The organism is Hymenobacter latericoloratus (genome assembly GCF_014199535.1).
GTDB classification, from domain to species: Bacteria; Bacteroidota; Bacteroidia; order Cytophagales; family Hymenobacteraceae; genus Hymenobacter; species Hymenobacter latericoloratus.
In genome coordinates this window covers 94821-112332 of record NZ_JACHNV010000009.1, presented here as the reverse complement: position 1 = coordinate 112332, position 17512 = coordinate 94821, and the positions used below count along the sequence as shown (strand labels likewise).

Annotated in this window: 19 protein-coding genes; 9 read left to right on the top strand and 10 right to left on the bottom strand. The window is 57.7% G+C overall.

All coding sequences use genetic code 11. The annotated features are described in order from the left end of the window. Positions 1-99: 99 nt before the first annotated feature. From GGU46_RS19910 to panC, 6 genes are all read right to left on the bottom strand, one after another. Positions 100-1239 (bottom strand): acyl-CoA dehydrogenase family protein, encoded by a 1140-nt coding sequence (locus tag GGU46_RS19910; RefSeq protein WP_183405314.1) that lies wholly within the window; start codon positions 1237-1239, stop codon positions 100-102. Positions 1240-1562: 323 nt separating this feature from the next. Beyond that, positions 1563-2261 (bottom strand): zinc metallopeptidase, encoded by a 699-nt coding sequence (locus tag GGU46_RS19905; protein WP_183405313.1) that lies wholly within the window; start codon positions 2259-2261, stop codon positions 1563-1565. A gap of 59 nt (positions 2262-2320) precedes the next feature. Then, complete coding sequence (rfaE2, locus tag GGU46_RS19900; protein ID WP_183405312.1) at positions 2321-2812, bottom strand: D-glycero-beta-D-manno-heptose 1-phosphate adenylyltransferase; 492 nt, start codon at positions 2810-2812, stop codon at positions 2321-2323. Between the two features lie 12 nt (positions 2813-2824). Next, positions 2825-3841, bottom strand: a complete 1017-nt coding sequence (locus tag GGU46_RS19895) for a lysylphosphatidylglycerol synthase transmembrane domain-containing protein (RefSeq protein ID WP_183405311.1) — start codon at positions 3839-3841, stop codon at positions 2825-2827. Between the two features lie 122 nt (positions 3842-3963). Further along, a complete protein-coding gene (gene panD / locus GGU46_RS19890; RefSeq protein ID WP_139925036.1) occupies positions 3964-4311 on the bottom strand; it encodes an aspartate 1-decarboxylase in 348 nt (115 codons plus the stop codon). Between the two features lie 127 nt (positions 4312-4438). Beyond that, a complete protein-coding gene (gene panC / locus GGU46_RS19885) occupies positions 4439-5290 on the bottom strand; it encodes a pantoate--beta-alanine ligase (protein WP_183405310.1) in 852 nt (283 codons plus the stop codon). Between the two features lie 120 nt (positions 5291-5410). On the opposite strand from panC, the gene GGU46_RS19880 reads away from it, so the two are divergent. The 9 genes from GGU46_RS19880 to GGU46_RS19840 all read left to right on the top strand — a co-directional run bounded on the left by GGU46_RS19880 (position 5411) and on the right by GGU46_RS19840 (position 14344). Then, positions 5411-6223 (top strand): glycogen/starch synthase, encoded by an 813-nt coding sequence (locus GGU46_RS19880; protein WP_183405309.1) that lies wholly within the window; start codon positions 5411-5413, stop codon positions 6221-6223. Next, positions 6207-7736, top strand: a complete 1530-nt coding sequence (locus GGU46_RS19875) for a DUF4270 family protein (protein ID WP_183405308.1) — start codon at positions 6207-6209, stop codon at positions 7734-7736. Before GGU46_RS19880 ends, GGU46_RS19875 begins: the two co-directional genes overlap by 17 nt. A 113-nt stretch (positions 7737-7849) precedes the next feature. Next, the gene (gene glmS, locus GGU46_RS19870) at positions 7850-9685 is read left to right on the top strand and encodes a glutamine--fructose-6-phosphate transaminase (isomerizing) (protein WP_183405307.1); all 1836 of its coding nucleotides are present in this window, start codon (positions 7850-7852) and stop codon (positions 9683-9685) included. Positions 9686-9839: 154 nt separating this feature from the next. After that, positions 9840-10226: a RidA family protein gene (locus tag GGU46_RS19865; RefSeq protein ID WP_183405306.1), complete on the top strand. Its 387-nt coding sequence runs from the start codon at positions 9840-9842 to the stop codon at positions 10224-10226. A gap of 87 nt (positions 10227-10313) precedes the next feature. Further along, positions 10314-10508 (top strand): hypothetical protein, encoded by a 195-nt coding sequence (locus tag GGU46_RS19860; protein WP_183405305.1) that lies wholly within the window; start codon positions 10314-10316, stop codon positions 10506-10508. Continuing rightward, positions 10508-11119, top strand: a complete 612-nt coding sequence (locus GGU46_RS19855) for a pentapeptide repeat-containing protein (protein WP_183405304.1) — start codon at positions 10508-10510, stop codon at positions 11117-11119. The genes GGU46_RS19860 and GGU46_RS19855 overlap by 1 nt, the downstream gene beginning before the upstream one ends. A gap of 136 nt (positions 11120-11255) precedes the next feature. Continuing rightward, positions 11256-12800 carry a glutamate--tRNA ligase gene (gene gltX / locus GGU46_RS19850; protein ID WP_183405303.1) on the top strand — a complete coding sequence of 515 codons (1545 nt, stop codon included), beginning with the start codon at positions 11256-11258 and terminating at the stop codon, positions 12798-12800. 213 nt (positions 12801-13013) lie between these two features. After that, positions 13014-13382, top strand: coding sequence for a hypothetical protein (locus tag GGU46_RS19845; protein ID WP_183405302.1), 369 nt, complete (start codon positions 13014-13016; stop codon positions 13380-13382). A 179-nt stretch (positions 13383-13561) separates the two neighbouring features. Further along, positions 13562-14344 (top strand): TIGR00266 family protein, encoded by a 783-nt coding sequence (locus GGU46_RS19840; protein WP_183405301.1) that lies wholly within the window; start codon positions 13562-13564, stop codon positions 14342-14344. A 103-nt stretch (positions 14345-14447) separates the two neighbouring features. Here the strand turns inward: GGU46_RS19840 and GGU46_RS19835 are convergent, their stop codons facing one another. From GGU46_RS19835 to GGU46_RS19820, 4 genes are all read right to left on the bottom strand, one after another. Next, a complete protein-coding gene (locus tag GGU46_RS19835; protein ID WP_183405300.1) occupies positions 14448-14627 on the bottom strand; it encodes a hypothetical protein in 180 nt (59 codons plus the stop codon). Positions 14628-14835: 208 nt separating this feature from the next. Further along, the gene (locus tag GGU46_RS19830) at positions 14836-15291 is read right to left on the bottom strand and encodes a toxin-antitoxin system YwqK family antitoxin (RefSeq protein ID WP_183405299.1); all 456 of its coding nucleotides are present in this window, start codon (positions 15289-15291) and stop codon (positions 14836-14838) included. 120 nt (positions 15292-15411) lie between these two features. Then, positions 15412-16956, bottom strand: a complete 1545-nt coding sequence (locus tag GGU46_RS19825) for a GH3 auxin-responsive promoter family protein (protein WP_317171943.1) — start codon at positions 16954-16956, stop codon at positions 15412-15414. A 133-nt stretch (positions 16957-17089) separates the two neighbouring features. Further along, positions 17090-17467, bottom strand: a complete 378-nt coding sequence (locus GGU46_RS19820) for a GxxExxY protein (RefSeq protein WP_183405298.1) — start codon at positions 17465-17467, stop codon at positions 17090-17092. Positions 17468-17512: the final 45 nt, after the last annotated feature.

Here is a 17512-nt window from a genome sequence, read left to right as displayed (position 1 = left end):
TAATGCAAAATAACATATAAAAATTCACACAAACACAAAACCCAGCCTAAAAAGGGCTGGGTTTTGTGCAATACTTCTGACTTTTAGGCAATTCAAAACCTACTTCAGGATTTCCCGAGAGATTACAATTTTCTGAATCTCAGAAGTTCCCTCGTAAATCTGGGTGATTTTGGCGTCGCGCATCAGGCGCTCCACATGGTATTCCTTCACGAAACCGTAGCCCCCGTGAATCTGAACGGCTTCCACGGAGCTGTCCATAGCGGTTTTGGAGGCGAAGAGCTTGGCCATAGCGCCCGACTTGGCATAGTCGCGGTGGGCGTCCTTGTCGGCGGCGGCCTGCAGGCACAGCAAGCGGGCCGCGTCGATGGTGGTTGCCATGTCGGCTAGCTTGAACTGAATAGCCTGGTGCTGAGAAATCGGCACCCCAAAGGCTTTGCGCTCCTTGGAGTACTTCAGAGCCAACTCGTAGGAGCCAGAGGCAATGCCCAGCGCCTGGGCGGCAATGCCAATGCGGCCGCCGGCCAATACCTGCATGGCGAACTTGAAGCCGAAGCCGTCCTCACCGATGCGGTTTTCCTTGGGCACCTTCACGTCGTTGAACATCAGCGAGCAGGTATCGGAGCCGCGGATGCCCAGCTTATTTTCTTTGGGTCCCTGCACAAAGCCTTCCATACCCTTCTCCACGATGAGCACATTGATGCCGCGGTGTTTGAGTTCGGGGTTGGTTTGGGCCACTACCAGATACACCGAGGCAGTGGTGCCGTTGGTAATCCAGTTTTTGGTGCCGTTGAGCAGGTAGTAGTCGCCTTTGTCTTCGGCGGTAGTGCGCTGGCTGGTAGCGTCGGAACCAGCTTCGGGCTCCGAAAGGGCAAAAGCCCCGATGATTTCGCCGGAGGTCAGGCCGGGCAGGTATTTGCGCTTTTGCTCCTCGGTGCCGTATTTCTCCAGGCCCCAGCATACCAGCGAATTATTCACTGACATGATAACCGAGCAGGAAGCATCTACTTTGCTGATTTCCTCCATGGCCAGCACGTAGCTCACGGTATCCATCCCACCACCGCCGTACTCGGGGCTTACCATCATGCCCAGGAAGCCCAGCTCACCCATCTTCTTGATTTGCTCGGCGGGAAATTTTTGGTGTTCATCCCGCTCAATAACGCCGGCCCACAGTTCAGTCTGGGCAAATTCGCGGGCGGCAGCCTGAACGGCCAGTTGTTCTTCGGTAAGCTGAAAATCCATGCGATAATAAGGGTGGGGTGGGAAAAGCAATCCGTAGGAAGCCGGCGTAAATTCGCTGGCAGCCCTCAAAATTAACCGACAAGTTTGCAGATCACGCAGCCATGCCTCAATTTTTTAGTAGGCTAGCCGAATAATGCATCTTGCCCAGTTTTTGTTTCCTGTCTGGCTGAGATTGGCACTTCTTTTTCAAGGTTCGTGAGCAGGCACTTCGCTTCTTCTCCCTCAGTAAGCGCAGCTCATACAATGGCTGGTTCTTTCTCTACAACGCATAAAAAAAAGCCGCCCCGGAAACTGGGGCGGCTTTTTTCATATACGAAGGAGACTTAACGACGGTCGCGGCTTCCCATAAACAGGCTGACGTAGTAAAGCAGGGTAGCCAAGGAGCTGAGGGCCGCTACTACGTAGGTCATGGCGGCCCACCAAAGGGCGTCTTTGGCCATGCTGTGCTCCTGCGGGGTTACGATGCCGCGCTTGTCAATCCAGGCCAGGGCCCGCTTGGAGGCATCAAACTCCACCGGTAAGGTCACGAAGGAGAACAAGGTAGTAAGCGAGAAAAGCAAGATGCCCAGCCCCAACGGATACGGCGTGGTCCGGAGCAGCAGCACGCCGGCCATCAGAACCAGGGGCATAAATTTAGATACTGCGCTCAGGGCGGGCACCATCGCCGAACGGAATTGCAGGGCGCTGTAGGCCGTGGCGTGCTGCACGGCGTGGCCGCACTCGTGGGCGGCTACGGCCGCGGCGGCGGCACTGCGCTCGGCGTACACGGCCTCGCTCAGGTTCACGGTTTTATCGGCGGGGTTGTAGTGGTCGGTCAGGCGGCCTTCCGTGCTGATAACGCGCACATCGGTAATGCCGTGGTCAGCCAGCATCAACTCGGCAATCTGCTTGCCTGAGAGGCCCGACTGCAGCCCGATTTGAGAGTACTGGTTGAATTTGCTTCGCAGCCGCCACTGAATCAGCCACCCGGCTACCGTCGCCAGAATGATGATCAGAAAAACAGGGCTTGAGTTGTAGTACATGAGGCAGAAAGTTAGGGGTGATGGGTGACGCGGCAGCAAGAGCGGCCGGCAGCATTTCCCTACCCCTCCGCTTGCTTGCTACCCAAAATCCGCTCGACGATGCGCGTGGTGCTGTAGCCGGCTACCAGTGGTACGGTCAGCACCTGGCCACCGTTTTGTAACACCACTTCGTGGCCCACAATTCCACTGATCTGATAGTCGTCGCCCTTCACCAAAATGTCGGGCCGGATGGCTTCAATCAGGGCCAGCGGCGTCTGCTCATCGAAGAGCACTACGGCATCTACAAACAAAAGCGAGGCCAACACCCGCGCCCGTGACACTTCGTCCTGCAGGGGCCGGCCGGGCTTGAGGCAGCTGACCGAAGCATCGGTGTTCAGCCCAACTACCAGCCGCTGCCCCAGGTGGCGGGCCTTTTCGAGGTAATCGACGTGGCCGAGGTGCAGCAGGTCAAAGCAGCCGTTGGTGAACACTACCCGTTCGCCCTGGGCTTTCCAGGCGGCTACCTGGGGTAGCAGTGCCGCCAGGGGCATAATTTTATCTTTTGTCCACATACGGGCTGAAGCTTAGGTTAGCGCCACTTGTTTTACCCGGCGGCCCGATTTCATCATGCTGGCAACGAAGCTGATGCCGCCCATGAGCACTACCAGCAGGGTTTGGGAGCCGTGTACCACCAAGGCGTAGGCAATGCCGGCTTCCTTGCTGATGCCGTACACCAGCAGAGTGCTTTGCACCATCAGGTGAAAGGCCCCGAAGCCGCCCTGCACCGGCGCGGCCATGCCCAGCGCCCCGAAGGTCAGCACGGCCAGGCCGGCGGCGGGGGTAAGGCCGGCCGTAGCCGGGAAGGCGAAAAACGCCAGGTAGTCCATGAGGTAGTACACCAGCCAGGTAAAGGCCGTGTGCAGCAGAAACAGGCCGGGGTTGCGGAGCTTCCGGATGCTGAACACCCCATCGAGCAGGCCGCGCACAAAGTTTTCCAGTTTCAGAAACAGCGCGTGCTGGCGTAGCTTCTCCAGATTCCGGAACAGCAGGTAGCCCAGCACCAGCACCAGCAGCCCTACTACCCCCAGGACCAGTAGCAGCAGGTTCTGGTGAGCGGCCAGGGAGTTGTAGCGGTCCGAAAACAAGCTCACCACAAAGGCCCAGAACTTCTGAAAGTCCAGCAGCAGTACCAGGCCCAGCAGAGCCGCCAGAATCAGCAGGTCGATGACCCGCTCGGCAATAACAGCCCCCAAGGACACCTGCACCGGCACCTTGCCCGTGCGCTGCAGCACCGAGCACCGAATAACCTCGCCCATGCGCGGTAGTACCAGGTTGGCCAGGTAGCCCACCATCATGGCGTGGTACACATCCCAGTAGCTGACGCGCTGCCGGCTGGCTTCCAGCTGCATGTGCCAGCGGTGCGCCCGGCTGAAGTAGCCCATGGCCGACAGCAGGACCGTCAGGCCCAGCCAGCCGTAGTTGGCCGTGCGCACGTACTCGCCCACCAGCCGCAGCTCCTGTCCGCGCAGGGCGTACCACATCAGCAGCCCTGATATTACCAGCAGCAAGCCATACTTCAGAATATTCAGAAATTGTTTCATGATAATAACTAAGTGCTTGCAGCCTACCCAGCAAAAGTGGCTGCCAAACCAGAACGAAGCGGCCTGCAAGTAGGCTATTTCATTTCTGGCTCAGCAGCCACATCTCTCAGAGCGCAGCGGGCTTACCCAACACGGTTGTGTTGATCAGGAAAGATAACGGTAGGCTTATGGGCACGGGCCTCTGCAAAGTCGATGAGGGCGTAGGAGATGATAATGATGATGTCGCCGACGGCCACCCGCCGGGCAGCCGGGCCATTCAGGCAAATCATGCCCGAGCCCCGCTCCCCCTTAATGGTATAGGTTTCAAACCGCTCCCCATTGTTGATATTCACAATGGTCACTTTTTCGTTTTCCACCATATTGGCTGCATCCAGCAGGTCCTCATCAATAGTGATGCTACCCACGTAGTGCAGCTCCGCCTGCGTAACCTTTACGCGGTGAATCTTTGACTTGAGAACCTCGATGTGCATGGATAAAAAAGCGGGTGAATTTTGGGCCGCAAAGATACGAACCGGGACCGAGTGATGGGGCAACGGCCGGAAGGTAGTGGTTCAGGCACCGGCTGCCGTCGGAAAGCGCTCTGCCCCTACCCTACGCTTATCGCCCAACCACTAGGTTATCGATTAGGCGGACCCCGCCCAGGTGAGCAGCTAGGCACAAAGCCACTGGCCGCCCGGGCTGCCAGTCCGTCAGGGGTTGCAGGGTGTGGGCATCGGCCACTTCTATATATTCCAGCTCAATGGCGGGCTGCGAGCTTAGGAACTCGCGCACCGCCTGCCGGACGGCTTGCGGGGTAGCCTCTCCATCCCGCACCATCTTCTCAGCCAGCTGCAGGCTCTGGTACAGGAGCGGAGCCAGAGCACGGGCTGGGGCATCAAGCCGGCGGTTCCGCGACGACATGGCCAGCCCATCGGCTTCGCGCACGGTCGGGAAGGCCACTACCTCCAAATCAAACGACAAATCAGCCACCAGCTGCCGCACAATGGTTACCTGCTGCAAGTCTTTCTGGCCGAAGTACGCCCGGTGGGGCCGGCTCAGGTGAAACAACTTGCTTACTACCGTGGCTACCCCATTGAAGTGCCCCGGGCGGTGCGCGCCTTCCATCACGCGCTCCAGAGCTCCGAAATCAAAGTGCAGCACTGTGGGCTGGGGGTACATATCGGCTACGGCGGGCAGAAACAAGGCCGTGCAGCCCGCCGGCCCGAGCAGCTCGGCATCGGCCTCGGGCAGCCGAGGATAAAGGCGGAAGTCGTCGGGATTGTTGAACTGGGTAGGGTTCACGAAGATGCTGGTCACAACAACGTCGCACTCCCGGGCGGCGGCGCGCACTAGTTGCAGGTGTCCTTCGTGCAAGGCACCCATTGTTGGCACCAGGCCAATACGCTTACCGGCTTGCCGCCACTTTTCGGTATGGGCTTGCAACTCCGCAGCGGTGTTCAGTATCTCCATAGAGTAGAATGACCGCTCCAGCGAGTGGCCAAGTAGGTTTGGTTGAAATTTCCCTCAAAAATGTTTAATTTTGTGCATCCCAAAGTGTTGCCCATTCCTAATCACCCCAACTGACTCTATATGTCCAAGTTGAGAATACTCTACGCTGCCACGGAAATCAACCCGTTTTTGCAGACCACCAAGGTAGCAGAGTTTTTGCGGCGGCTGCCGCAGGGAATGCAGGAAATGGGGATGGAAATCCGCATTTTCGTGCCCCGTTTCGGCATCATCAATGAGCGCAAGAACCGCCTGCACGAAGTGGTGCGGCTCTCGGGCATCAACATTGCCGTAGGCGAGGACGAAAAGCCGTTGATTATCAAGGTTGCTTCTATTCCGAACGCCAAGCTGCAGGTGTACTTCATTGACAATGAAGACTACTTCCACCGCAAATCGGTGCTGGTGGACAAGAACGACAAGTTCCACGCCGACAACGACGAGCGGGCTATCTTCTTCTGCAAAGGCGTGCTGGAAACCGTGAAGAAGCTGGGCTGGGCCCCGGACATTGTGCACTGCAACGACTGGATGACGGGCCTGATTCCGATGTACCTGAAGACGACCTACAAAAAGGACCCGATTTTCAAGGACGCCAAATCGGTATTCACCATCTACAACAATGAGTTCGACCACAAATTTGAGGGCGACCTGATTGAGAAGGCCAAGATGCTGGACATTGAGGACGACATGCTGGCAGCGCTGAAAACCGCTGACTTCGGTGGTTTCATCAAGGTAGGCATGGAGTATTCTGACACGGTAGTGAAGTCCGATGAATCGTTCAGCGAAAACCTGAACACCCTGTTCACGGAATATTCAGCCAAGAAACAAATTGAGCAGGTCGGCGCCGACGATAACCTGCTGACCTCTTACTACGCTCTCTATAATGAATTGGCCAGCTAGCGCCAGCCGACTTACGTCGGTTTCCCTTTTTGCCGTTTCGCTGCTGGGCTTGGCCACAAGCTGCGAGAAAGCCAATGATGTTGGCCTGGAGTTGCCCGGCACCTCTCCTATTACTTCGCAATACCTCGATTTAACGGTTTCAACGGCTACGGTACGCCAGCAGCCCATTGAGACAGTTAACAGCAACCAGGTTCTGGTAGGCCGCCTCCGTGATGCTAAAGTAGGCACCACTACGGCTCAGGCCTACCTGAACCTGCAGTACAACTCGCTGCTGAGCCCCGCTGACTCGTTGCCCGCTGCTACAGCCCGGCTGGATTCCGTAGTGTTTAGTCTGGGCTTCGATCAGGTGTACGGCACTGCGAACCAGCCGCTTCGGTTTAACCTAGCGGCCCTGCAGCAGCCCCTTGACAACCGGACGGTCTATAACTCTGCCTCAGCAGCCCCGGCCACTACACCCCTGCTCAGCAACCTGGCTGCTCCGCTTAACCGAGAGCTAAAAGTGTGGCAGCAGCTGGCCTCAAACACGGCAGACAAGAAGGACAGCGTTCAGGTAACGACGCTCGATAAAGTGGTGCGCCTTCGCCTGCTGAAATATCCGGCTACGGCCGCGCTGGCTAACACTACGTTTGCGACCCTGCAGAGCAGCCCGATGAGCCAGGAAAAGCTGAATGCAGCATGGAAAGGAATTGCGCTGAGTCCGGCGGCTGGTTTTGCTGATAACATCGTAGCCTTCAACCGTTCTTATAACTCCCGGATTGTATTCTACTTCAGTGGGAACAATGTGAAAGGCACGGCGGGCATTAAAGGCAAATCAGGCCGGTATCACTCCTACAGCCTGGTAGCAGGACCACTGCCCACCGAGGCCCCAACCACTGGCCCGAAGTATTTCACCCAGCTTTCCACGGATTTTTCGGGTACTGCCCTGGCTAGTCTGGCGACTGCCGGACAGCAAGTCAGCGCAACCGCCACGGAAGACTTGACCTACATCCAGGACGGGGTTGGCCTGGCCACCCGCATTGAACTGTCAGGGCTGCAGGCCCTCATGAACAACTCGGAGTTGGCCGTGAACCGGGCGGAGCTTCTGCTGCCTATCAAGCAGAACACTAATGGGCTGTTTCCCTATCCTGGTGGCAACAGCGTGTACCTCTACGAGGTCAATGCCAGCAACCAACCCCTGGAGCGCACGGTAGGTGCCACCACCTACGAGCGGCTCATCCAGATAGAGCGCCCCGTACAGGGTAGTCAGTCGTTGGCCACTGGCGTTGGTAGCCCGGCTGCCGCCGCCTTGTATCCCAGCTACGAGGCACTTCAATACTACAGCATGCCGCTGACCGAGTATCTGCAGGCCTACTTGCAGGACCGTCTGAACGGGGAGCGGCCCTCGGCCCTACTGCTGTCGCCGGTTTTGCGTACCAACCCCAACCTGACCCTGAACCGGGCCCAGCTTGTGAATCTCTCGCAACCTGATGCCGCTAAAATCAAGCTGCGCGTATATTATTCCAAGCTTCGTTAACAGCATTATGTGCTAAGCTAGTTTGGCCTACAAGGGCGGCACGGCTTTTGCCGATGCCGCCCGTTTTTGCTTCGTTTCTCAGAAGTTTCTACTCTGTCACAACCAACTAAAATATGTGCGGAATTGTCGCTTACATTGGGCACCGTGAGGCTTGCCCCATCATCATCAAAGGTTTGCGCCGCTTGGAGTACCGCGGCTACGACTCCGCTGGCGTAGCGCTGCTCAACGGCCAGCTTAGTGTTTACAAGAAAAAGGGGAAGGTAGCTGACCTGGAGGCTTTTATTGCAGAAAAAGATACACACGCCAACATTGGCATGGGCCACACCCGTTGGGCTACCCACGGGGAACCCAATGATGTGAATGCGCACCCGCACTACTCTACCTCGGAGCGGATTGCCATCATTCACAACGGTATCATCGAAAACTACGCGGCTCTCAAGCAGCACCTGCAGCAGCAGGGCCACGTGTTCCACTCCGATACTGACACGGAGGTGTTCGTGAACCTGATTGAGGAAATTCAGAAGCAGAACAGTTGCTCTCTGGAGGAGGCCGTGCGTCTGGCCCTGCACGAGGTGGTAGGTGCCTACGCCATTGTGGTGCTGAGCAAGGACAACCCGGGCCAACTGATTGCGGCCCGCAAAGGCTCTCCGCTGGTGATTGGGGTAGGCGAAAATGAGTTCTTCCTGGCCTCCGACGCGACGCCCATCATTGAATACACCAATGAGGTAGTGTACGTGAATGACTACGAGCTGGCGGTAATTAAGGACGGTCAGCTGGAAATTCGCACCAAAGAAGACGTTAAGCAGACCCCCTACATTCAGACGCTGGAGCTGGAGCTGGACCGCATCGAGAAAGGCGGCTACGAGCACTTCATGCTAAAGGAGATTTTCGAGCAGCCCCGCTCCATCCTCGACTCGATGCGCGGCCGCCTGGAACTAGAGGCCGGCCACCTGAATATGGGCGGCGTGCGGGCCTACGAGCGTAAGTTTGTGAATGCTGACCGCATCATTATTGTGGCTTGCGGAACTTCTTGGCACGCGGGCTTGGTGGCCGAATACCTCATCGAGGACCTGGCGCGCATCCCGGTGGAAGTGGAATACGCCTCCGAATTCCGCTACCGCAACCCCGTTATCACGGAGCGCGACATTGTAATTGCCATTTCCCAATCGGGCGAAACAGCCGATACGCTGGCGGCTATTGAGTTGGCTAAGAGCCGGGGCGCCACCATATTTGGCATTTGCAATGTGGTAGGCAGCAGCATTGCCCGCGCCACCGATGCCGGCGCCTATACCCATGCCGGCCCCGAAATTGGAGTAGCTTCAACTAAGGCGTTTACCGCCCAAGTAACGGTACTGACCCTGCTGGCCATGATTGTGGGCCACAAGCGCGGTACCCTCTCCGACACCAAGCTGCGCGAGCTGATGGTGGAACTGAACACCATTCCGGCCAAAGTAGAAAAGGCCCTGCAGCTGAACGACGAAATTGAGCAGATTTCGAAGATCTTCAAGGATGTGCCTAACTTCCTGTACCTGGGCCGGGGCTACAACTTCCCGGTGGCACTGGAAGGCGCCCTTAAGCTGAAGGAAATCAGCTACATCCACGCAGAGGGCTACCCCGCCGCTGAAATGAAGCACGGCCCCATTGCTCTTATCGACGAGAACATGCCGGTGGTGGTTATTGCTACCAAAGACAGCTCTTACGAGAAGGTAGTGAGCAACATTCAGGAAGTGAAAGCCCGCAAGGGCCGCATCATTGCCGTAGTGACGGAAGGCGATACGGTGATTCCGGAAATGGCCGAGTTTACTATTGAGGTGCCCGCTACCAGCGAGGTGCTGGTGCCGTTGGTATCGGTGGTGCCGCTACAGCTGCTTTCCTACCACATTGCCGTACTCCGCGGCTGCAACGTTGACCAGCCCCGTAACCTGGCCAAATCGGTAACGGTAGAGTAATTTTTTATAAAAAAGAAAAAGCCACTTCAGCTTCCTGAAGTGGCTTTTTCTTTTTGCGCTGCGTGCTTACCATGGGCCAGTACAAGGCAACAGGGTTCGGTTTTTCGGTTTACTTTGGTGCTGCAATATCTCCTTTTCCAATCACCACCCTCCTATGGCAAATACCATCGTTTACTCGGCCCAAGCCCCTGCTCCTATTGGCCCTTATAGCCAAGCTATTCAGGCCGGCAACACCATCTACGTTTCGGGCCAGATTGCGCTGGATGCAGATACGGGCCAGTTAGTGGGCGACGGGGACGTAGCCCAGGAAACCCACCAAGTGATGCGCAATTTGCAGGCCGTGCTGGAAGCGGCAGGCTATACCCTGCGCGACGTGGTGAAGTGCACCATCTTCGTGAAAGACCTGGGCAACTTCGGCCTCATCAATGAAATCTACGGCAACTATTTTTTCGCTGACTACGCACCGGCCCGCGAAACCGTGGAAGTCAGCCGCCTGCCCAAGGACGTGCAGGTAGAAATATCCTGCATCGCCGTGAAGTAACGACCGCCCAAGCAGCCTGCTCCGCTTACCGTAGCCGGGAGGTTGCGCGGCCAAGTCCCTATTGCATCATCTCCCTGATTGTATTACATGAAAGAGGTAGGCATTTTCCTGTTTATGGCTGGGTTGGTTGCCATGATAGCCCCGCTGCTGTTACCCGCCAACTTTCGGTTTCCGCTGCTCGACTGGACTAATAACTGGGGCCCGACTACGGCTTGGCTGATCCGGGGTGGAGCTGTGCTGCTGGGGCTTCTCCTGTGGCTTCGCTTCAGAAATCAGGAATAATGCGCCGCCCTACCCCTCGCAAAGCCCCGAAGCCCCAGCGCAAGCCTGAGCATTTCCCGCCGGAACGGGTGCTGGCCCGGGCCCTGCCGCCCGGGCTGGCAGGCGAACGGGAGTTCGAGCAGTACCACTTTCTCAACTTCGACTTCAGCCAGACCAGCTTAGCAGGTTACCTGTTCAGTGAGTGCCGGTTTGAAAACTGCAATCTGGCCGGTACCAGTCTGGCCAACACGTCCTTGCAAAATGTGGCTTTTGATGGCTGCAAGCTGCTGGGACTACCGTTTGAAGCCTGCCGCGACATGCTGTTCAGCGTCCACTTCAGCCGGTGCCAGCTGGATTATGCATCCTTTTCGGGCCGGGTAATGCCGAACACGCGCTTTGTAGAGTGCTCTTTGCGCGAGGCCAACTTCACCCAGGCCGACCTGACGGGCGCCGTATTTGAGCGGTGCGAGTTGGACCGGGCCGTTTTCCTACACACTCAACTAAACGGCGCCGATTTCCGGACGGCCCAGAACGTAGGACTGGACCCCGAACTGAACGAGTTGAAGCAGGCTCACTTTGCCCTGTCCGGCTTGCCCGGGCTGCTGACCAAGCACAGTTTACTTGTTGAGTAAAGGCGCCCACCCGAGGCTGATGGAGCTACTGGCCAACTGCTCCCGAGGCCTATTTTATATCATCCTACCTCCCCGGCTAATTACCTACCTTTGCGGCGCGCTGCGGACCTGAACCGGGCGCGAACCAGTTGTTTGTATGGAAAGAGAAGTACGGGTGCGTTTTGCGCCCAGCCCCACCGGCCCGCTGCACATCGGCGGCGTGCGCACTGCGCTCTATAATTATCTGCTAGCCCGCAAGCTGGGCGGCAAGATGCTGCTCCGCATTGAGGATACCGACCAGAACCGCTTTGTGCCGGGCGCCGAGGATTATATCCGCCAAAGCCTGGAGTGGTGCGGTATTGAGCTGGATGAAAGCCCCTGGAACGGTGGCCCGCACGCGCCCTACCGTCAGAGCGAGCGGAAGCCCATGTACCTGCAGTACGCCCAGCAGCTTATTGACAGCGGCCACGCCTACTACGCCTTTGATACGCCCGAGGAGCTGGACGCCATGCGCGCCCGCCTGACGGCTGCGAAGGTACCCAACCCGCAGTACAACAGCATCACGCGCGCCCAGATGCGCAATTCCCTGACTCTGCCGGCCGAGGAAGTAAAGCAGTTGTTGGAAAGCGGCGCGCCGTACGTAATTCGCCTGAAGGTGCCCCGCAAGGAAGAAGTACGCTTCAACGACCTGATTCGCGGCTGGGTGGTGGTGCACTCGTCTTCTATTGACGATAAGGTGCTGATGAAGTCAGATGGCATGCCAACCTATCACCTGGCCAACATCGTGGATGACCACTTGATGGAAATCACCCACGTTATCCGGGGCGAAGAGTGGCTGCCCTCGGCTCCGTTGCACGTACTGCTCTACCGCTACCTGGGTTGGGAAGACACCATGCCCCAGTTTGCTCACCTGCCCCTGCTGCTCAAGCCCGACGGTACCGGCAAGCTGAGCAAGCGCGACGGCGACCGGCTGGGCTTCCCGGTGTTTCCGCTGGAGTGGCACGGCAAAGATGCCGAAACCGGCGCCCCCACCGTCAGCAGTGGCTACCGCGAATCGGGCTACCTGCCCGAGGCCTTTATCAACTTCCTGGCTTTCCTGGGCTGGAACCCGGGCTCCCAGCAGGAGCTATTCACGATGAGCGAGCTGATTGAGGCTTTCTCCATTGAGCGCGTGAGCAAGTCGCCGGCTCGCTTCGATCAGAACAAGGTGCGCTGGTACAACGAGCAGTACCTGCGCGCCAAACCCGATGCCGAGCTGGCTCAATACCTGACCGAGAGCCTGCAAGGCCAGGGCGTGGAGATGCCCACCAGCAAAGCCGAGCAGATTGCTGCCCTGGTAAAAGAGCGGGCCACGTTCCCGGCCGACCTAGCCCGCGAGGCCCAGCTGTTCTTCCAGCGCCCCGCCACTTACGACGAGCAGGTGATCAGCAAGAAGTGGAACGCCCAGGTAGCCGGCGCGCTGAAGGAGTTTGCTGGCCAGCTCCGCGCTACCCCCGACACCTCTCCCGATGGCATTAAGGCCCTGCTGACCCAGGTGCTGGAAACCCAGGGTCTCAAAATTGGGCAGGTGCTGCAGGCCCTGCGCGTAGCGGTTACGGGCGCCGCCGCGGGCCCCGACCTGATGCACATCATGAGCATTCTGGGAGCTGAGGAAACGGCCGAACGGATAAACCAGGCCGTAGCACAGCTTCCGGCGGCGTAGCTCTGCTGCCAACAGACAACCCATAACACCGGATAGAACGCCTGCCGAACTATAATTCGGCAGGCGTTTCTTATTGCTTGCGGCCTGGAAACGGCAGCTTGGCTGGGCCGGCTTCAACCGCTTAGGGAGCAGTGCCGTACTACCAGTTCCAAGGCGGCTTGCCCTGCGCTACGTGGCCGCTGTAGACTTGAACCGACTTTAGCTGCCCAGATCATGGCCAAGAAACCCGTTAGCCCGAAAAAGAAAAAGAACGACCCTGAGAAGAAAGCCCGCGTTCATAAGGAGCTGGAGGGCTTTGAAATCAAAGTAAACCCGTTGGGTGAAATCACCTCCAACTATTCCATCGAGGACATCAACCAGTTTCTGAACCGCCACGTGCGCGACAAAAAGCTGGTGAACCGCGACGGGCAGTTTGGCGAGAAGGAAGAAGAGGAAGATTTTCCGCTGGAGGACGGCGTACAGGAACCCGAAGAATCGGATGAGGACTTTATGCGCCGTACCAGCAAAGAGGCCAAGAAAAAAGGACCGAAAGCCGAGGCCGACGTAGACGAAGAACTGCCTAAAGACCCTGACGAGGAGTAAGCCCAGGGTCTGAGCGCCCACGCCTATGCTGTATGCGTTGCCGGTACCTGCTTTTGCCAGAACTGCCATTATGGTGGTAGTTCTGGCAAAAGCAGGTACCGGCGTGCTATATGGCGGCCATCAAGTGGGGTTTCGCTATACTTGGGAAATCATTTTCACCTGCTTCTTTGCTCCGTTTTATGCGCTCCCACGACGTCGACTACAAAATCATCGGCACCGATATTCAGGTGCTGGAAGTGGAACTGGACCCCAACGAAACCGTGGTGGCTGAAGCCGGTGCCATGGTGTACATGAGCGAGAGCATAGCGTTCGAAACCAAAATGGGCGACGGCTCGGAACCCGACCAGGGCTTTATGGGTAAGCTGTTCTCGGCGGGTACGCGCCTGATTACCGGCGAGTCGTTGTTCATGACCCACTTCACGCACCGTGGTGGCTATGGTAAGGCGCATGTGGCCTTCTCGGCGCCCTACCCCGGCACCATTATTCCTATCGACCTGGGCGAGTTGCCCCAGGGGCTTATCGTGCAGAAGGATGGCTTTCTGGCCGCCGCCCGGGGCACCAAAATCAACCTGCACTTCAACCAAAAGCTAGGCGCGGGCTTTTTTGGAGGTGAAGGTTTTATTCTGCAGCGCCTGACCGGCGACGGCAAAGCCTTCATTCATGCGGGCGGCACCATCATTGAAAAGCGCCTTAACAACGAGCTGCTGCGTGTTGATACCGGCTGTGTGGTAGCTTTCGAGCCGGGCATCGACTTCAGCATTGCCCGCGCGGGCGGTCTGAAATCGATGATTTTTGGGGGCGAAGGGCTGCTACTGGCTACTCTGCGCGGCACGGGCCGGGTGTGGCTGCAGTCCATGCCCATCAAAAAACTGATTCAGGCCCTGGCGCCCGGCGGCGGCAACGGGCAAAAGGAGAGCGGTGGGATGCTGGGCAACCTTGTAGGCGGGATACTGGATGAGTAAGTAGCCAGCTGAGGGCTACCCCATCTGCTAAGGCAATGCCCTGGCCCACCGGATACGTATCCGGCGGGCCAGGGCATTGCGTTTTGTTGCTGCTACTGCTCAGCTACTCACTAACCGTAGTGGCAATAATGGCCAGGCTGATCAGCAGCGCCAGAATCAATAATCCCAGAAAACCAATGACCGCACGGGTCGTCCGGACGGATGCTTTATCATCGGTTTTCAAGCTACGCCGCCACCGGCGCCTGTGCCCCGAGTGGTGAGAGGAGGAAATAGGGACAGACATTGGTAAGATTTTAAGAAAATCCGATCCGTACAAGTACCCGCAACCCTGGCAAAAATACAGGAGGCACAGACTGAGACTGCGCAGTCTGCTTCAGAACAACAGGCTGGTACAGATACGTTACCTATTGGGTACCGGATCTATAATCCCACAATAACCCTGTTTTCCCAATATAGGATTTTTATATAATACCATTCGCTTAGCTCCGGCACTAGTGTGCTTTTTCTTTGAGTTCCGGACCCACGCTCTTACCAGGCGGCGCTACCTGATGTCCGTTTTCGTACCACTCCGAGGGTAGGGCCTTGCCAGCCGCGTCGAAGCGCTGCCACTCCCCAAACCAGAAGAAGTGCGCGCCCGTGGGCTCAGCCCGGTACCGGGCCTGACCGCGCTTGGACACCCGCCCGTTGGGATGATAGTAAGCAATGGTTACCAGGCCGTAGGGTTTCCGGTGAAACTGCTCCGTATGCTCCCGCGCACCGCTGGGGCTGTAGGTTTGCCACCGGCCCACGGGCCGGCCGCGCCGGTAGGAGCCCCGGTTGGCCAGGTGCCGTTCTTCCTTGTCGAAGTACTCGCGCCAGCGTCCATGGCGCTCCTCAGTGGCACGGTGGTAGCGGTTGCGCGACCAGAACCCGATGGGTCCATGCTGCAGACCTGTGCAAGCGGTCAAGCTAGCGGCTGTGGCCGCCCAGCTCAGCAGCCTACGCAAAGTATACAAGTAGTGCCGCGGGCTAGAAAGACGGGAACGAATCAGCATCGAAGGGCGAAAAAAGAAGCCTCCGAAGTTAAACTATTTTTTTAGTTGAAGTAGAATTTCCTCGATGAGCTCCCGGGAGTTGCTTAGGCGGGGCACTTTGTGCTGCCCGCCGAGTTTGCCCCGGGCCGCCAGCCACTGCTCGAAGGTACCCGACGGCGCCACCGTCAGCTGGGGCGGGGTAAGGGCCAGGTCGCGGTGACGTTTGGCGTCGTAGTCGGAGTTGAGTTGGCGCAGGGTATGGTCCAGCACTTCCACAAATTGGTTGGGCTCAGCCGGAGCCTGATGGAACTCAATCAGCCACTGATGACGGCCGCGCGAAGCCCCATCGTGGGTGGCGAAGTACACGGGAGCGGCCGTATAGTCGCGCACGGTGGTACCGGTGGCTTGGCAGGCGGCCGCAATGGCCGCGTCGGCGTTTTCTACCACTACTTCTTCCCCAAAGGCATTCAGGAAGTGCTTGGTGCGGCCCGAGATGCGGATGCGGTAGGGCGCCAAGCTGGTGAAACGCACCGTATCCCCGATTTTGTAGCGCCATAGCCCGGCGTTGGTGCTGATAATGAGGGCGTAGGTGCGCCCAAGCTGCACCTCATCGAGGCCAATGGCCCGGGGCTCGGGAACTTCCCATTGGTCTTGGGGGAGGAACTCGTAGTAAATGCCGTGGTTGAGCAGCAGCAGAAGGTCCTCGGAGTTGGGCTCATCCTGCAGGGCCAGGTAGCCTTCGGAGGCGTTGTACACTTCCAGGTAATGCATGTGGGGGCTGGGCACCAGTTGGCGAAACAGCTCCCGGTAGGGACCAAATGCCACCGCTCCGTGCAGAAACAGCCCCAGCTTAGGCCATACTTCCAGAATAGAGCTGGCCCCGGCCAGCTGGGTTACCCGGCGCAGCAGCACAATCATCCAGGTGGGCACACCAGCCAGCACGCGCACATCCACGGTTAGTACGTGGCGGGCAATGCGCTCAATCTTTTCTTCCCACTCATCGAGCAAGGCCAGCTCCAGCGGGGGCGTACGCACGAACTCAGCCCAGGCCGGCAGGTTCTGCATAATCACCGCCGACACGTCGCCGACGCGGGAGCCTGCCGCCGCGGGACGGAACGGGTTGGGGCCGTGGGTGCCGCCCAGCGAGAGGGTTTTCCCACCCAGGATGTTGATATCGGGGTAGTAGAGGGTGGCCAGGGCCGTCATGTCGCGGCCGGCGCGGTAGTGGCCCTCGCGCAACGATTCGCGCGTAACCGGAATGTACTTGCTGCGGGCATTGGTGGTGCCGCTGCTTTTGGCAAACCAGTGCACTACCCCGGGCCAGAGCACGTTGGCCTCGCCGCGCAGCACCCGCTCCAGCTCGGGGTAGAGCTCCTCGTAGCTGCTGATAGGCACGCGCTGAGCAAATTCCCGGGCCGATAATACGTCACTGAAACCGTAGCGCCGCCCCCAATCAGTAGGTCGGGCCGTCTGTAGCAGTTCGTGCAGCACTTGCTGCTGGGCTTCGTGCGGGTACCGGCGGATGTGCTCTACGTTGGCTAGCCGCCGTTGAACGGCCCAGGTAAGAATCGCAGATTGAGCAGATTGAATAAATTTCACAGATTCTGGAGAGGGCGAAGAGCTGTAGGAGGCAAAACAGGCTCCGTCTGCGTGTAACAAAATGGCTGATACGAGGCAGAGTTACTAGTTTGTTTTTGGGGTACATCTCAACTGTTGCATCAGAGCCTTACGCTTACTGGCTTGTGCGAATAAAGCGACGAAATTGTAAGCTGGCTTCACCAAAATTCAGCAGCAAGCCTATTTCCAGCTGATAGGCCTTTAAGTAGTTGATTATCTGCTGCTGGTGGAGTAGTATAATTTCACTGACGGCTTTCAGCTCGACTAGCAGACAGCTCTCCACCATGAAGTCGGCGCGTCGGAAGCCGACCTCTTGTCCGCGGTAAAATAGCGGCACCTGAATTTCTCGCTGAAACCGAATACCCGCCGCTTCTAATTCCAGGGCCAAGCTTCGCTGATACACCACCTCCGGAAACCCCACCCCCAGCGCCCGGTGCACTTGCATCGCGCACCCCATCACCCGGTGGGTTAGTTCCTTATACTTATACTCCATCAATTACAGAATATGCAGCTAATACTGATTTTCCAGATATGCTTA

Excerpts from the sequence above, each read along its gene's own strand:
- GGU46_RS19910 (WP_183405314.1), bottom strand. The coding sequence starts at position 1,239 with ATGGATTTTCAGCTTACCGAAGAACAACTGGCCGTTCAGGCTGCCGCC.
- GGU46_RS19905 (WP_183405313.1), bottom strand. The coding sequence starts at position 2,261 with ATGTACTACAACTCAAGCCCTGTTTTTCTGATCATCATTCTGGCGACG.
- rfaE2 (WP_183405312.1), bottom strand. The coding sequence starts at position 2,812 with ATGTGGACAAAAGATAAAATTATGCCCCTGGCGGCACTGCTACCCCAG.
- GGU46_RS19895 (WP_183405311.1), bottom strand. The coding sequence starts at position 3,841 with ATGAAACAATTTCTGAATATTCTGAAGTATGGCTTGCTGCTGGTAATA.
- panD (WP_139925036.1), bottom strand. The coding sequence starts at position 4,311 with ATGCACATCGAGGTTCTCAAGTCAAAGATTCACCGCGTAAAGGTTACG.
- panC (WP_183405310.1), bottom strand. The coding sequence starts at position 5,290 with ATGGAGATACTGAACACCGCTGCGGAGTTGCAAGCCCATACCGAAAAG.
- GGU46_RS19880 (WP_183405309.1), top strand. The coding sequence starts at position 5,411 with ATGTCCAAGTTGAGAATACTCTACGCTGCCACGGAAATCAACCCGTTT.
- GGU46_RS19875 (WP_183405308.1), top strand. The coding sequence starts at position 6,207 with ATGAATTGGCCAGCTAGCGCCAGCCGACTTACGTCGGTTTCCCTTTTT.
- glmS (WP_183405307.1), top strand. The coding sequence starts at position 7,850 with ATGTGCGGAATTGTCGCTTACATTGGGCACCGTGAGGCTTGCCCCATC.
- GGU46_RS19865 (WP_183405306.1), top strand. The coding sequence starts at position 9,840 with ATGGCAAATACCATCGTTTACTCGGCCCAAGCCCCTGCTCCTATTGGC.
- GGU46_RS19860 (WP_183405305.1), top strand. The coding sequence starts at position 10,314 with ATGAAAGAGGTAGGCATTTTCCTGTTTATGGCTGGGTTGGTTGCCATG.
- GGU46_RS19855 (WP_183405304.1), top strand. The coding sequence starts at position 10,508 with ATGCGCCGCCCTACCCCTCGCAAAGCCCCGAAGCCCCAGCGCAAGCCT.
- gltX (WP_183405303.1), top strand. The coding sequence starts at position 11,256 with ATGGAAAGAGAAGTACGGGTGCGTTTTGCGCCCAGCCCCACCGGCCCG.
- GGU46_RS19845 (WP_183405302.1), top strand. The coding sequence starts at position 13,014 with ATGGCCAAGAAACCCGTTAGCCCGAAAAAGAAAAAGAACGACCCTGAG.
- GGU46_RS19840 (WP_183405301.1), top strand. The coding sequence starts at position 13,562 with ATGCGCTCCCACGACGTCGACTACAAAATCATCGGCACCGATATTCAG.
- GGU46_RS19835 (WP_183405300.1), bottom strand. The coding sequence starts at position 14,627 with ATGTCTGTCCCTATTTCCTCCTCTCACCACTCGGGGCACAGGCGCCGG.
- GGU46_RS19820 (WP_183405298.1), bottom strand. The coding sequence starts at position 17,467 with ATGGAGTATAAGTATAAGGAACTAACCCACCGGGTGATGGGGTGCGCG.